The organism is Candidatus Accumulibacter necessarius (genome assembly GCF_036625085.1).
Window position 1 is genome coordinate 76,654 of the sequence record NZ_JAZKUM010000001.1, and the last position, 13,973, is coordinate 90,626.

Annotated in this window: 13 protein-coding genes; 1 reads left to right on the plus strand and 12 read right to left on the minus strand. The window is 63.6% G+C overall.

The annotated features are described in order from the left end of the window. Window positions 1-3: 3 nt before the first annotated feature. The 9 genes from V5B44_RS00405 to V5B44_RS00445 form a co-directional block, all read right to left on the minus strand. Window positions 4-768 carry a M48 family metallopeptidase gene (locus tag V5B44_RS00405; protein ID WP_332357169.1) on the minus strand — a complete coding sequence of 255 codons (765 nt, stop codon included), beginning with the start codon at window positions 766-768 and terminating at the stop codon, window positions 4-6. Beyond that, a complete protein-coding gene (locus V5B44_RS00410) occupies window positions 752-1,495 on the minus strand; it encodes a lysophospholipid acyltransferase family protein (RefSeq protein ID WP_332357170.1) in 744 nt (247 codons plus the stop codon). Before V5B44_RS00410 ends, V5B44_RS00405 begins: the two co-directional genes overlap by 17 nt. After that, window positions 1,495-2,031, minus strand: a complete 537-nt coding sequence (gene gmhB, locus V5B44_RS00415; protein ID WP_332357171.1) for a D-glycero-beta-D-manno-heptose 1,7-bisphosphate 7-phosphatase — start codon at window positions 2,029-2,031, stop codon at window positions 1,495-1,497. Before gmhB ends, V5B44_RS00410 begins: the two co-directional genes overlap by 1 nt. Beyond that, on the minus strand, window positions 2,028-4,100 hold the full coding sequence (gene glyS, locus V5B44_RS00420) for a glycine--tRNA ligase subunit beta (RefSeq protein WP_332357172.1): 2,073 nt from the start codon (window positions 4,098-4,100) through the stop codon (window positions 2,028-2,030). The genes gmhB and glyS overlap by 4 nt, the downstream gene beginning before the upstream one ends. A 1-nt stretch (window position 4,101) precedes the next feature. Next, complete coding sequence (gene glyQ / locus V5B44_RS00425) at window positions 4,102-5,007, minus strand: glycine--tRNA ligase subunit alpha (protein ID WP_332357173.1); 906 nt, start codon at window positions 5,005-5,007, stop codon at window positions 4,102-4,104. A gap of 182 nt (window positions 5,008-5,189) precedes the next feature. Continuing rightward, on the minus strand, window positions 5,190-5,948 hold the full coding sequence (locus V5B44_RS00430) for a c-type cytochrome (protein ID WP_332357174.1): 759 nt from the start codon (window positions 5,946-5,948) through the stop codon (window positions 5,190-5,192). A gap of 204 nt (window positions 5,949-6,152) precedes the next feature. Continuing rightward, the gene (locus V5B44_RS00435; RefSeq protein WP_332357175.1) at window positions 6,153-6,896 is read right to left on the minus strand and encodes a c-type cytochrome; all 744 of its coding nucleotides are present in this window, start codon (window positions 6,894-6,896) and stop codon (window positions 6,153-6,155) included. Between the two features lie 130 nt (window positions 6,897-7,026). Beyond that, complete coding sequence (gene lnt / locus V5B44_RS00440; RefSeq protein ID WP_332357176.1) at window positions 7,027-8,583, minus strand: apolipoprotein N-acyltransferase; 1,557 nt, start codon at window positions 8,581-8,583, stop codon at window positions 7,027-7,029. Next, complete coding sequence (locus tag V5B44_RS00445) at window positions 8,555-9,400, minus strand: HlyC/CorC family transporter (protein WP_332357177.1); 846 nt, start codon at window positions 9,398-9,400, stop codon at window positions 8,555-8,557. The genes lnt and V5B44_RS00445 overlap by 29 nt, the downstream gene beginning before the upstream one ends. Window positions 9,401-10,083: 683 nt before the next feature. Here V5B44_RS00445 and V5B44_RS00450 point away from each other — a divergent pair. Then, window positions 10,084-11,004, plus strand: coding sequence for an XDD3 family exosortase-dependent surface protein (locus V5B44_RS00450; protein WP_332357178.1), 921 nt, complete (start codon window positions 10,084-10,086; stop codon window positions 11,002-11,004). 121 nt (window positions 11,005-11,125) lie between these two features. Here the strand turns inward: V5B44_RS00450 and ybeY are convergent, their stop codons facing one another. Genes ybeY through miaB form a run of 3 tightly spaced genes read right to left on the minus strand, consistent with a single transcriptional unit; the run spans window position 11,126 to window position 13,972 of the window. Beyond that, on the minus strand, window positions 11,126-11,593 hold the full coding sequence (ybeY, locus tag V5B44_RS00455) for an rRNA maturation RNase YbeY (protein WP_332357179.1): 468 nt from the start codon (window positions 11,591-11,593) through the stop codon (window positions 11,126-11,128). Then, the gene (locus V5B44_RS00460) at window positions 11,580-12,608 is read right to left on the minus strand and encodes a PhoH family protein (protein ID WP_332357180.1); all 1,029 of its coding nucleotides are present in this window, start codon (window positions 12,606-12,608) and stop codon (window positions 11,580-11,582) included. Before V5B44_RS00460 ends, ybeY begins: the two co-directional genes overlap by 14 nt. Further along, complete coding sequence (gene miaB / locus V5B44_RS00465) at window positions 12,605-13,972, minus strand: tRNA (N6-isopentenyl adenosine(37)-C2)-methylthiotransferase MiaB (protein WP_332357181.1); 1,368 nt, start codon at window positions 13,970-13,972, stop codon at window positions 12,605-12,607. Before miaB ends, V5B44_RS00460 begins: the two co-directional genes overlap by 4 nt. Window position 13,973: the final 1 nt, after the last annotated feature.

The window sequence follows — 13,973 nt, forward strand, 5'->3', positions numbered from 1 at the left end:
CTCTTACATCAGGTTTGGCAGTGTTCTGCTTCGCTGCCGCAGCTCGGCCCGCAACGCTTGCCAATCTGGGCAAGCGTCTGCGACGATTGCCCAGAAGCGTGGGCTATGGTTCATTTCATGCAGATGCGCCAGTTCATGGACCACGACATAGTCGATCACTGGCAGCGGAAAGTGGATCAGCCGCCAGTTCAGGCGAATGCCGCTGCGTAGGCTGCAACTACCCCAACGGGTGCGGGCAGCCGACAGCGAGAGACGCGGCAGATCAACGCCGAGTGGTGGTGCGTGCTCGGCAAGACGCTCGATGAACAAGCTGCGGGCGCTTTCTCGCAATGCCTTTTCGAGCAGCCTGGGTGCTTCGGCCGGCGAACGCAGGCAGAGGGTCAGCGTCTGCCCGGAAGCCTGCAGGTTCCAGACGCAGCGATTACCGCCGAGGGCGAGACGGATCGTCAGCGGCCGGCCGAGCATCGGCAACTGGACGCCATCGGCGATTCGCAGTGGCTCCGGCTGACGGCGAGTGCGCCACTCGTCGAGCTTCCTGCCGACCCACTCGCCGTGTTGCCGGATCAGCGACTCGACCTCGCGCAGTGTGGCGCGCGGCGGCGCGCCGACGCGCAGGCCGCGATGATCGATGGTCAGCCCAATGGTCCGCCGTCTCGCCCGACGCAACACATAGGAGACGGTGCGCTCGCCGAGTTCGATGGTGCGCGTGGTTTCGCCAGCCGTCAGCGGCTGTTCGCCCGGAAGCAGCGCCTCAGGCAGGCACGGCATCGGCAGCGGCCGGGTAGAGATGGGGCGACAGGCGGCGCATCTCGGTCTCGATCCAGGCCGCGGCCAGGGTATTGATCTTCGCCGCGGTCTTGCCGGCCGGATCGATCGGTGGTCCGATACTGACGGTGATCAGGCCGGGGGCGATGGTGAAGCGATCCTTGCGCCAGAATTCGCCGGCGTTGTGCGCCACCGGCACGACCCTGGCGCCACTGCGCACGGCAAGGTGGGCGCCACCGGGTTTGTAGCGGGCGGTCTCGCCGGGAGCGACGCGGGTTCCTTCGGGGAAGATCACCACCCAGTAGCCGGCAGACAGGCGCTCGCGCCCCTGGTCGAAGACCTGCTTCAGCGCATCCTTGGCGGCCGCCCGGTCGATCGAGATCATCTTCATCGCCGCCAGGCCCCAGCCGAAGAAGGGCACACGCAGCAGTTCCTTCTTGAGGACAAAGACCAGCGGCGGGAAAACTTCCTGCAGCGCGACCGTCTCCCATGCCGACTGATGCTTGGCCATGACGACCGCCGGGGCTGCCGGCATGTTCTCGCGTCCCAGGACACGGTAGCGGATGCCGAGCACGTAGTGGCAGAGGGCCATGAAACCGCTTCGCCAGAGCGCGATGATTCGGTAACGCGTGGGCATCGGAAAGATGATCGCCAGGGTGACGAGGACGCCAAAAGGGATCGTCCACAGCCCAACCAACAGCATGAAGGAAGCCGTGCGCAAAGCGGCCATCACGCGAGCACGATATGGTCGGCTGCTGCCGCGAGGTCAGCGAAGATCAGTGTGCCTTCCGGCAGGCCGCCTTCGGTCTGCGTCAGCACACCCTTGCCGGTCATCACCAGCAGCGGCTTTGCCCCGACCGCGGCGGCGGCCTGCAGGTCGCGCAGTGAATCGCCCACCGCCGGCGTGCCCGGCAGATCGATGTTGAAGCAGTTGGCAATGCGTTCGAACATGCCGGTTTGTGGTTTGCGACAATGGCAGCCGGCGTCGACCGCGTGCGGGCAGTAGAAGATGGCGTCGATGCGTCCTCCTGCCGCCAGCACGGCGCGGTGCATCTTGTCGTGGATGGCATTCAGCGTATCCATATCGAACAGGCCGCGACCAATGCCGGACTGGTTGGTCGCCACGACCACCCGATAACCGGCCTGGTTGAGCCTGGCGATGGCCTCGAGACTGCCCGGGATCGGTCGCCATTCCGCCGGCGACTTGATGAACTGCTTGGAGTCGTAGTTGATGACGCCGTCGCGGTCGAGAATGACGAGTTTCATACGGCCAGCTTCGAAATGTCGGCGACCGCGTTGAGCTGGACGTAAAGCGCTTGCAGGAGGCCCAGGCGGTTGCCGCGCAGCAGCGGTTCATCGACGTTGACCATCACCTCTTCGAAGAAGCGGTCGACCTCGCTGCGCACCGAGGCGAGCACCTTGAGGGCATCGGTGTAGTCCTCGTTGGCGACGTGTGACCTGACCAGCGGCGCCATCAGGACGACACGCTGGAAGAGGGCTTTCTCTGCTTCTTCCTCGAGCAGGGCGATGTCGGGTTCGGGCAGGTCCTCCGGCGCCTTCTTCAGGATGTTACCGATACGCTTGTTGGCCGCTGCCAGTGCGAGGGCTTCGGGCAGCTTCTGGAACTCGCTGACCGCTGCCAGTCGAGCGGGAACCAGGTCGATGCGGGTTGGCCGCTGTGCCAGGACGGCCTCGATCACGTCGATCGAATGGCCAGCATCCTTCAGCATGCCGCGCAGGCGGTCCAGCATGAAGCCCAGCAGAGGCTCATCGACCGCTTCGAGCAGAATTCCCTGCATCAGCAGCGCATTTTTTGCGTCGGCGATCAGTTCGCCGAGATCGAGCGGCAGCGGCGTTTCCATCAGGATGCGCAGGACACCGAGCGCGGCGCGCCGCAGGCCGAACGGATCCTTGTCGCCAGTTGGCAGCTGGCCGATGCCGAAGAAGCCGACCAGCGCGTCGAGCTTGTCGGCCAGCGCGGCGGCACAGGCAATGTTGCCTGCGGGCAGTGCGTCGCCGGCGAAGCGCGGCTGGTAGTGCTGTTGAATGGCGTCGGCGACCACCGGCAGGCCGCCTTCATGCAGCAGGTAGTAGCGGCCCATGATGCCCTGCAACTCGGGGAATTCGCCCACCATGTCGGTCAGCAGGTCGATTTTCGAGAACAGCGCCGCGCGCTCGGCGAGGTGCGCTTCGGCGCCGAGTTTTCCCGCGACGTGGTGCGCGATGCGGCCCAGACGCTGGGCGCGGTCGCCCAGCGAGCCGAGCTTGTGGTGATAGACCACCGCGCCGAGGCGAACGACCCGGTTGGCAAAGCCGCTCTTGCGATCCTGGTCGTAGAAGAAGCGCGCGTCCGAAAGCCGTGGACGCACCACGCGCTCGTTGCCCCGGATGATATTCGCCGGGTCGTCGACCTGCATGTTGGAGACGATCAGGAACTTGTTCAGCAGTTTCCCGCTCTGGTCGAGCAGCGGGAAGTATTTCTGGTTCTGCTGCATGGTCAGGATCAGGCACTCCTGCGGCACCTCGAGGTACTCGTGCTCGAACTCGCCGACATAAACCGCCGGCCATTCGACCAGCGCGGTCACTTCGTCGAGCAGTCCCGCGGCAGGGTTCAGGCTGGCGTGGAGTTTCCTGGCAGCCGCGTCGAGTTGCGCCGCGATCGACGCCCGCCGCTCGGCAAACGAGGCGATGACCTTGCCCGCAGCCAGCCGGGCAACATACTCGTCCGGGTGGCCGATGGCGATCTCGCCGGCCGACAGGAAGCGGTGACCCATGGTCGTCCGGCCGCTCGGCAGCCCGAGCACCTCGCCGGCAACAACACGGTCGCCGTGCAGGAGGATCAGGCCATGCACCGGGCGCACGAACTGGTGCTCGGAGTCGCCCCAGCGCATGACTTTTGGAATCGGCAGCTTGCGCAGCGCCTGCGCGACGATCTCGGGCAGGTGCGCAGAGAGCTCCTCGCCCTTCTTTTCGCGTCGGGCAACGAAGTACTCGCCCTTGCCGTCAGCCACCTGGTGCAGTTGTGCGAAAGTCACGCCGGCAGCGCGCATGAAGCCCTCGAGGGCTTTGGTCGGGTTGCCGGCTGCGTCGAGCGCACCGGCAACCGCCGGGCCCTTCTTTTCCAGCACGCGGTCGGGCTGCCGGTCGGCAACCCCGGTGATCGTCAGCGCGAGCCGCCGAGGCGTGGCGTAGGGCGTGCACACGCTGTCCGAAGCAATGAACTCCTGCGCTCTGAGGGCGGAAAAAACGCCGTCGGCGAAGGCTTCGGAGAGCAGATTGAGCGATTTCGGTGGCAACTCTTCACTGCGCAGTTCGATCAGGACGGTATCGTTCATCTCAGTGCCCCCCCTTGGCTGCGCCCACCTTGCACATCGGAAAACCGAGTGCCTGGCGGGAATCGTGGTAGGCCTGGGCGACTTCGCGCGCCAGGGCACGCACCCGGCCGATGTAGGCGGCCCGCTCGGTCACCGAAATGGCGCCGCGCGCATCGAGCAGATTGAAGGTGTGCGAGCACTTCATCACCATCTCGTACCCCGGCAGCGCGAGGCCAGCGGCGATCAGGCGCCGGGCTTCCGATTCATGTTCGCCGAAATGGCGGAACAGTAGGTCGACATTGGAATGTTCGAAGTTGTACTTCGATTGCTCGACTTCATTCTGGTGATAGACGTCACCATAGGTTACCCGGTAGCCCGGTCCCTCGGCCCAGACCAGGTCGAAAACGTTCTCCACCCCTTGCAGATACATCGCCAGTCGTTCGATGCCGTAGGTGATCTCGCCGAGTACCGGTTTGCAGGGCAGCGAGCCGACTTCCTGGAAGTAGGTGAATTGCGTCACCTCCATGCCGTCGAGCCAGACTTCCCAGCCGAGTCCCCAGGCGCCGAGCGTCGGGCTCTCCCAGTCATCCTCGACAAAGCGGATGTCGTGCTGGCTGGTATCGATCCCGAGTGCGCGCAGCGAGTCGAGATAGAGATCCTGGATGTTGGCCGGCGACGGTTTCAGGACCACCTGGTACTGGTAATAATGCTGCAGGCGGTTTGGGTTTTCGCCGTAGCGTCCGTCCTTCGGCCGGCGTGACGGTTGCACGTAGGCGGCATTCCAGGGTTCAGGGCCGATCGCGCGCAGGAAAGTCGCCGTGTGAAAGGTGCCGGCACCGACTTCGATGTCGTAAGGCTGCAGCAGCGCGCAACCCTGTTTGTCCCAGAACTCCTGGAGACGCAGTATGACTTCCTGAAACGTAGGCATGGGAGATTGTCGGACAGGACGAGAAGCCAGGATTTTACTTGGTTTCTCGCCCCACAAGAACCTGCTTCAGACCATCCCCGTTGGGCAACTCGCAGCCAGTTGAGAAATCACCTCCGGTAGGCTTCGCGGAAGCCGGCCCGCCGTTTCCAGTACCATCAAGGGCGGGGACCCGGCCGGCAGGCTCAGAGTTTCTTGCCGGCGCCCGTCTTGCACATCGATCCCGGGGTCATCAGCATCGACTTCGGGGTAGTCAGGCTTGCCTGATAGGCGGAGATGGCGAGCAACTGGTCATAGTTGTAGTTCTTGGCCGCCTGCACCATCTCCGGGTGGGCGTTGGCGCGCTTGCCGTCCCTGATATCAGTCATCTGGCGCAGCAGATAGCCATAGTGCTGGCCAGCGAGCACCGGGTAGAACTGGTCCTTGGCACCCTCGCCGTTCGGCTGGTGGCATTGACTGCATTGCTTCTCGTAGAGCAGCTTGCCCCCCGCCAGCATCTCGGCCGCATCAGGACCGGCATACCTGCCGGAACCAAGCGGGATGCAGAGGGTTTGAATGTACGCCGCGACGTTCGCCAGCGCCTGCGGGTTGGCCAGCTTTCTGGCGAACGGGTACATCGTCGGGTTGTAGCGCCGCCCGGAGCGAATGTCGGCCAGTTGCTTGATGACGACGGTGCTGTGCTGGCCCGCCAACTGCGGGATGCTGCCATCGGGATTGCCGCCGCCGGTTGGCAGGTGGCAGGCTTCGCAGTACTCCTGGTAAGCTGCCTGACCTGCCTTGACATTGCCCTTCAGCTTGAGCGCCTCGTCCCTTTCGCTGGCCGACGTGTTGCCTGGGTAGTCCCTGACTTCGATAGTCGCCTTTTTTTCAGCCGGCGGCTGGGCCACCGCGAGGGCGGGGAGTAGTGCGATTGAGACAGCAACGGTCAGTGCCATTTTCTTCATGATTGTCTCCTCCTGACTTTTTAAGAACGGGCATCGAAACAGCATGCCAAGGCAGTATCGTCGGTGCCCACCGCCGGGTCAAGCACTTACCCGCAGGCCGCGGCAGACTGCGGTGGGCCGAGACGGACCAGATCCGTATGCCCCGGCGGGACGGGATCTGGGCAGCGCCGCTTGACGGAGAAGATCTGGCCGCGTTCAGACCGTTCAGGATGCCTTGCAGAATCGTGGCTGGGTGGACCATTGGCGCTGCTGTGTGATCAGCATCGCCTGATAGGCGGCGATGGCGACCAGCTGAGCATCGTCGTACTTCGCGATGACCCTGGTCATGTCCGGGTGGCTGTTGCGGCGCTTTCCATCACGGATGTCGATCATCTGGCGCAGCAAGTACTGGTAATGCTGACCGGCGACGACCGGGTAGAATTTTTCCCTGTTGCCGTCTCCGTTCGGCTGGTGGCATTGAACACAGTCCTTCTCGTACAGCACCTTGCCGTAGGCCATCAGTTTGGCCGCATCGGGCCCCTCATACTTGCCCGAATCACGCGGCACGCAGAGCGTTGCAATATACGCGGCGACGTTTGCCAGTGCCTGCGCATCCGCCAGTTTCCGGGCAGACGGATACATCGTCGGGTTGTCACGCAATCCCGATCGAATATCGGCCAGCTGCTTGATGATTACCGTCGGGTGCTGGCCTGCCAACTGCGGAATGGCGCCATGTGGATTGCCGACGCCCTGCGGCAGGTGGCAGGTCTCACAGTAAGCCTTGTAGTCCGCCTCTCCCGCCCCGGCATTACCCTCGAGCCTGAGGGCCTTGATCTTCTCGGGATTGTCCTGCACGTTCCACCTGTACTCCTTGCTCTCGGTACCGACGGGCTTTGCCGCGAGTGGTTCGGCGAGGGCGCAGGCGGCGGTCAACGATAGAGTCACAGCAACGGTCAGTGTCTTGTACATGGGGTCGTCTCCTCTCAGCTGTTTTCTTATGAAGTCGTATTCCAGACGGCAAATGGACGCTAGCCAGTTTCCGTCGTTACTGACAGCGGGTCAAGGAGTCGTTGCGGTCATCGAACCACTCGTCGGCGGCTCACGCCGTTCGCGCTGCCGCCGGGCGGCGCTTCGCCAGGGGAATCAGCAGCAGAGCGAGAGCGATGAGCGGCCAGTTACCCCAACGGACATAAGGGGTTGAGCCGGAATGGCCGCGCACTTCGCTGACCAGCGCGCCGCGGGTGAAGGGCGGCAATACCGACAGCACGCGGCCATCGACGTCGACGATGGCAGTCATGCCGGTATTGGTGGCGCGCAGCATCATGCGGCCGGTCTCGAGGGCGCGCATCTGGGCAATCTGCAAGTGCTGCGCCGGTGCCAGCGAGTCGCCGAACCAGGCGACGTTGGAAACGTTCACCAGTAGCGTCGCAGCCGGCAGGGAAGCGATGATTTCATCGCCAAAGGCGTCTTCATAGCAGATGTTCACGCCGACGCGCTGGCCGGCGAGGCGCAGCGGCGCCTGTATGGGCGAGCCGGCGGTGAAGTCGGACATCGGGATGTGGGCCATCGCCATGAACCAGGCAAAGCCCGGTGGTACAAACTCGCCGAAAGGCACCAGATGCACTTTGTCGTAGCGCTGGCGGCCCGAGGCACCCAGGCTGACCGCCGCATTAAAGTACTGCCTGCCATCGGCGACCGGAACCCCGAGCAGCAGGTCACCCTGACGGCGCAGCGCCAGTTGTTGCAAGGCGTCGAGATACTCCTCCGGAATCTGGTCAAGGAAAGCGGGCAGGGCGGTTTCGGGCATGACCGTCAGCTGCGCCGGATTTTCCAGCGCCAACTGGTAATAGGTGCGCAGCGAATCGGCAAAGCGCTCGGGCCGCCATTTCATCTCCTGCGCCACGTTACCCTGCAGCAGCGCGACTGACAGCGGTTCGCCGTGCGCCTCCGTCCAGCGCAGTTCGCGCAGGCGGTCGCCGGTGACCAGGATTGCGGCGATGGCAAGCAGCGGCAGGACCGGACACCAGCGCCGCCAGCCGCCGGCGCCGCAGGCTTCGGTTGACAGCCAGCGCCTGCCAACCTCGAAAATCAGTCCTCCGAGCAGCGCGGAAAACAACGACACACCATGGACGCCGAGCAGCGGCGCATAGCCGGCGAGGGGACTCGGTGGTGTCTGCGAGTAGCCGGCGGACAGCCAGGGAAAGCCGGTGAAAGCCCAGGCGCGCAGGCACTCGGCTAGCACCCAGAGGGCAGCGAAGAGCAGCGTGCGCCGCAGCCAGTCGGCAGCAGCAAGGCGAACGAACAGCGCCCCGGCGAGCGCCGCGAAGAGTGCGAGCACGGCGCAGAAGAGGAGCGTCGCCAGGCCGGCCACCGCTGCCGGCATGCCGCCAAAGACGCTCAGGCTGACATAAATCCAGGAAACGCCGGTGAGGAACAGGCCGAACGCATGGCTCGCGCCAATCAGCGCCCCGTGCCACGGCCGCCGATCGCCGTCGGCCTCTGCGACGAGCAGCGCGAAGAGTCCGCCGAGGCTCAGCCAGTTGAGCGGAAACCAGCCAAGCGGCGCGAAGCCGGCGACGCCTGCGGCGCCGAACAACAGCGCACCGAGGCAGCGCCAGCGCAGGGTCTTATGCAGGATCGCCCGTCGCCGGTGCATCGGCGACGACCAGGGTGTAGATGCGGCGGCTGTCAGCGCGCAAGACCAGGAAACCCGTTCCTTCAATGACGATCGTTTCGTTGACCTGTGGTACGCGGCCAAGATGGTTGAGGATCAGGCCACCGACCGTATTGCATTTCTCGTCGCTGAAGTGGGTGCCAAATGCGTTGTTGAAGTCCGCTACCTCGGTATGCGCCTTGACGCGATAGCGACCATTCGGATCGCGCTGGATGTTGTCGTCGGCTTCGTCAAAATCGTACTCGTCCTCGATTTCGCCAACGATCTGTTCGAGCACATCCTCGATGGTGATCAGGCCGGCAATGCCGGCGTATTCATCGATGACGATCGCCATGTGATTGCGCGAGACACGAAACTCGCGCAGCAGGACATCCAGGCGCTTGAACTCCGGGATGAACACCACCGGTCGAACCCAGTCACTCAGGGCGAAGGCCTCGTCGCGCCCGACCCGCAGCAGGTCCTTGGCGAGCATGATGCCGAGCACATTGTCCGAGCTGCCGTTGATGACCGGAAAACGCGAATGGGCGGTGGTGTTGACGCGGGCGATGACCTCCGCCAGCGAATCGTTGATGTCGACCACCTCCATCAGCGGCCGCGGCACCATGACGTCACGGACGCTCATCTCCGATGCCGCCAGGGCACCTTCGATGATGCCCAGGGCGTCGGCATCGACGAGCTTGCGCTGGTGTGCTGAATGCAGCAGTTGCATCAGTTGCTCGCGATCCTCCGGCTCGCGCATCAGGAGCGAGGAGAGTTGCTCAAAGAAGCGAGGTTTGTTGCTTGTTCGCTGGTTATCCATGGGGATTTTGAAAAAACTGGTCTTCAGTGACCGCCGGCAGGGTCTTCGGAGTTTGTGCTGGCGGTGGCGACAAGAGTGCGAGCGGCTTCTTGAGTTGGCTTGCGACCTTGCTCCCAGCCGTACAAGGTTGGTACCGAGACTCCATCAGTGCTTCGAACTGTGATGGAGGGAGCCCGACCATTCTCAAGACGGAGCCGTGCGAAGAGTTCCTCGGCAGAAATATCTTCCTCGCGTTCAGCCTCGTCAAGAAGCCTTTCGCTGCCGGCGCGGCAAACGACGAGGCATGGTCAGTTTCGCCCTCGGAGCGGCAACCAGTAGCCCGTTGCCCGACCACCATGGACGGCGAGTGCCGGCTTGTTGTCGTCCAGAAACGACACGGGATCCGTCAGTCCCTCAGCTACTGCCAAACCTGCCAGCTTGCGGAAAGATTGCGGACCCCGTGACGTAGTTCATAACGCCCAGCCGGCTCGCCGAGAGACACTGCGGCCTGAAGTCAAGTCAGGTTTCTCGATTCGCCTTCAACGGTTCAAAGAGCCTTTTGCCACCCGGCCCGGCTCCAGAAGCAGATGCACGTCGCGCGACCAGTTGGCACGGCAATGATTCGCGGTCATTGCCTCACCTGTGCAGCCTGGATACTCGACCTTGCAACCACCCTTACAACTGACTAGCGGAACAATCTTACCATGAAAACAACCCTTCGCAAGACCGGTGGTTCCTCGAACCCACCCTTCCGTACCCCCGTTGGCAGACGTTTCGGATCAACCCTGTTGGGCTGCCTTGTCGCTCTGGCAATCGGTACGTCGAACGCCAACGCGGGCACCCTTTACAACGGCTGGAACTACGCCATCGACTCGTTCAGTGATGGTTCGCCTGCGGCTGGTGGGCAATATGAACAATACGGCCTCGCTTTTCGCCAGAGTGGTATGACCGGCTACTTCGCCATCAACGGCAACATGCCGTTGACCGGCATCGGCGTTTCCGGTGCGAGGAATGGCAGCGTTGCCCATGGCGACCTGTTCCTGAACTTCTCGGGCCAGGATCTCGACAACCAACCGGCGTTCTCCCAAGCAGGCGTATTCGCCATTCGCTTCTCCAGCGTCAACGACTCGCTCAACAACACAGGAGCCCCTCCGAACGGTACCCTTGGACTGTTCTCGAACCTGCAAGTGGCCAGCCTTTCCGGTGTCAACAGTGGCTACGCCTCACTCAAGCAATACTACGATTCCGGCTGGGGGAAGCCGAACGCCATGGGAGACCTGCAGACGACCGCTGAAGTCATCGACTACCTCAGCATCGACTCCCAAGGCAACGGACCGATGTATGCAAATATCACGCAGGGCACCAAGCTGTCGGAAATCGCCTTGCTGGACAAGAATGCGCTTGGCAGCCTGGGCCTTGACTTCGCTCACTTTGGCACCGTTGGTTCGGAGCTCTTCGGCTTCTCGGTCGACCTCTCGGCCTTGCCTCGCGGCCAGTTCACCGCGCATTTCCTGGAGGAATGCATCAACGACGGCGTCGCGCTGAAAGCGGAGATTCCCGAGCCGGGGACCCTCGCTCTGCTCGGTCTGGCCCTCGCTGGCGTCCCGTTCCGCCGTCGCCGCTAAGCGTGCCACGGCAGACCGCACGCCCGGTTCGAAGGTGGGCGTGCCGAACTGCCAGGGAGCGGCAACATCGCAGGCAAGGCCAGGAAGAGTCCTGCCAGGGGCTCATCTTGCGCTCCGCCCTTCATTGCTCATCCCGGTAGGGGTCTGGATAGCCCAGCGCCGCCAGTATCCGGCGCTCGTGGTCTTCCATTTCGCGGGCTTCCATTTCGCCGGCTTCATGGTCATGCCCCTGCAGATGGAGCACGCCATGGACGATCAGGTGGGCGTAATGTGCCTCGAGTGACTTCCCCTGGGCGGTTGCCTCGCGTGCGACGACCGGCGCGCACAGCACGAGGTCACCGCTGAGCAAGGGTTGCTGCTGGTAGGGAAAGGAGAGTACGTTGGTGGCGTAGTCTCTGGCCCGGTAGTCGCGGTTCAGGCGGCTGCCTTCGGCGCTGTCTACGAAACGCACGGTGATCTGTCCGCCACGGCCGGTGGCAGCGGCGGCCGCGGCGCGTGCCCAGGTACGGACCTGTGACCTGCGGGGGAGACCAGGCCAGTCACCGGCGCGTTGCACGCTGACCTTCAGTCGCTGCTTACCCCTCGCCATGTTTGGCCGGCCTGGCTGCGGCTTCGCGCGCTTCCAGCGCAGCGGTATGCGCTTCGTAGGCCGAGACGATACGCGCCACCAGCGGGTGGCGTACGACGTCTTCCTTGAGGAACTCGGTGAAGGCGATGCCGCGCACTTCCCTGAGAATCTGGCGTGCCTCGATCAGGCCGCTCTTCTGGCCGCGCTGCAGGTCGATCTGGGTGACGTCGCCGGTGACCACGGCCTTGGCGCCGATGCCGATGCGCGTGAGGAACATCTTCATCTGCTCGGGCGTCGTGTTCTGCGCTTCATCGAGGATGATGAACGCGTGGTTGAGGGTGCGGCCGCGCATGTAGGCCAGCGGCGCAATCTCGATGGCCCCGCGCTCGAAGAGCTTGCCGACGCGCTCGAAGCCCATCAGGTCGTAGAGCGCGTCATAGAGCGGCCGCAGGTAGGGATCGACCTTCTGCGCCAGATCGCCAGGCAGGAAACCGAGGCGTTCACCGGCCTCGACGGCCGGCCGGGTGAGCACGATGCGCTGCACCAGCTCGCGCTCAAAGGCGTCTACCGCGGATGCCACGGCAAGGTAGGTCTTGCCGGTACCGGCGGGGCCGGTACCAAAGGTGATGTCGTGCTCCTGGATGTGCTTGAGGTATTCGATCTGCCGCGGCGTGCGGCCATGCAGTTCGCTCTTGCGGGTCATCAGGGCCGGCGAGACACCGCCGCCGGACGAGATGCTGCGCACCGGCCGGTTGAGCAGTTCGATCAGGCCGAGCTGGATCTCATCGACCGACAGCGTTTCCTTGGCCTGGGCGTAGAACTGTTGCAGTGCCTCCGAGGCGCGCGCCGTTTGCGCTGGTTCGCCGCGCAGCGTAAAGCGCTCGCCGCGGCGGGCAATCGAGACATCGAGCGCGGTTTCGATCTGCCGCAGATTCTCGTCGAGGGCGCCACACAGGTTGGCCAGCTGTTTGTTGTTGACCGGCGACAGCAGCAGTTCGATGGCCCGGCTTTTCGCAATGGTGGTGTTTGCAGTCATGTGGGTCGGTTCACGATTTCGCCACGCAGCGAGTGCGGCATGGCCGAGGTGATGCGCACGTCGAGGAAGCGATTGAGCAGCGCTGTGTGTTCGGCAGCATCGCTCGCGAAATTGACGACGCGGTTGTTGTCGGTGCGCCCGGCCAGTTCGTCGCGGTCCTTTTTTGATGCGCCTTCGACCATCACGCGTTGCACGGTGCCGACCATGGCCACGGAAACGGCCTGTGCCAGTTCGTCGATTCGCTTCTGCAGGCGCAGCAGCCGTTCCAGCTTGACCACTTGCGGCGTTTCGTCGGTGAGTTCGGCGGCAGGGGTCCCGGGACGGGCGCTGTAGAGGAAGGAGAACGAGGCGTCGAAGCCGACATCGTCGATCAGCTTCGTGGTCTTCTCGAAATCGTCGTCCGTTTCGCCCGGAAAACCGATGATGAAATCGGAAGACAGCGACAGGTCGGGACGCGCCGCACGCAGCTTGCGCACCAGGCTCTTGTATTCGAGCGCCGTGTAGCCGCGTTTCATCGCTGCCAGGACGCGGTCGGATCCCGACTGGACCGGAAGGTGGAGATGCGACACCAGTTTCGGCACCCGGGAATAGACGTCGATCAGACGCTGCGACACCTCGCGCGGGTGCGAGGTGGTGTAGCGGATGCGCTTGATGCCGGGAATCTCGGCGATGTATTCGATCAGCAGCGCCAGATCGGCCGCTTCGTCGCCCGCCAGCGCCTGCCCGCTGCCGGCCATCGCGCCGCGGTAGGCATTGACGTTCTGACCGAGCAGGGTCACCTCCTGGACGCCTTGTGCGGCCAGACCCGCCACTTCGGTCAGGACGTCGTCGAAGGGACGCGACACCTCTTCGCCGCGCGTGTAGGGAACGATGCAGAAGGAGCAGAACTTGCTGCAGCCCTCCATGATCGAGACAAAGGCGGAGGCGCCTTCGACTCGCGCCGGCGGCAGATGGTCGAACTTCTCGATTTCCGGAAAGGAAATGTCGACCTGTGACTTGCCCAGGCGACGACGGTCGGCAATCAACTGCGGCAGGCGATGCAGGGTCTGCGGGCCGAAAACGACATCGACGTACGGTGCCCGTGCGACGATCGCCGCCCCTTCCTGGCTCGCCACGCAGCCACCGACGCCAATCACCAGGTCAGGCCGGGCGAGCTTCAGCAGGCGTACCCGTCCGAGGTCGTGGAAAACCCGCTCCTGCGCCTTTTCCCGCACCGAGCAGGTATTGAAGAGAATGATGTCCGCGTCGTCGGGGGTATCGGTCTTGACGATTTCTTCGGCGGCAGCGAGTACGTCGGCCATCTTGTCCGAATCGTACTCGTTCATCTGGCACCCGAAGGTGCGGATGAACAGTTTTTTGGCCATC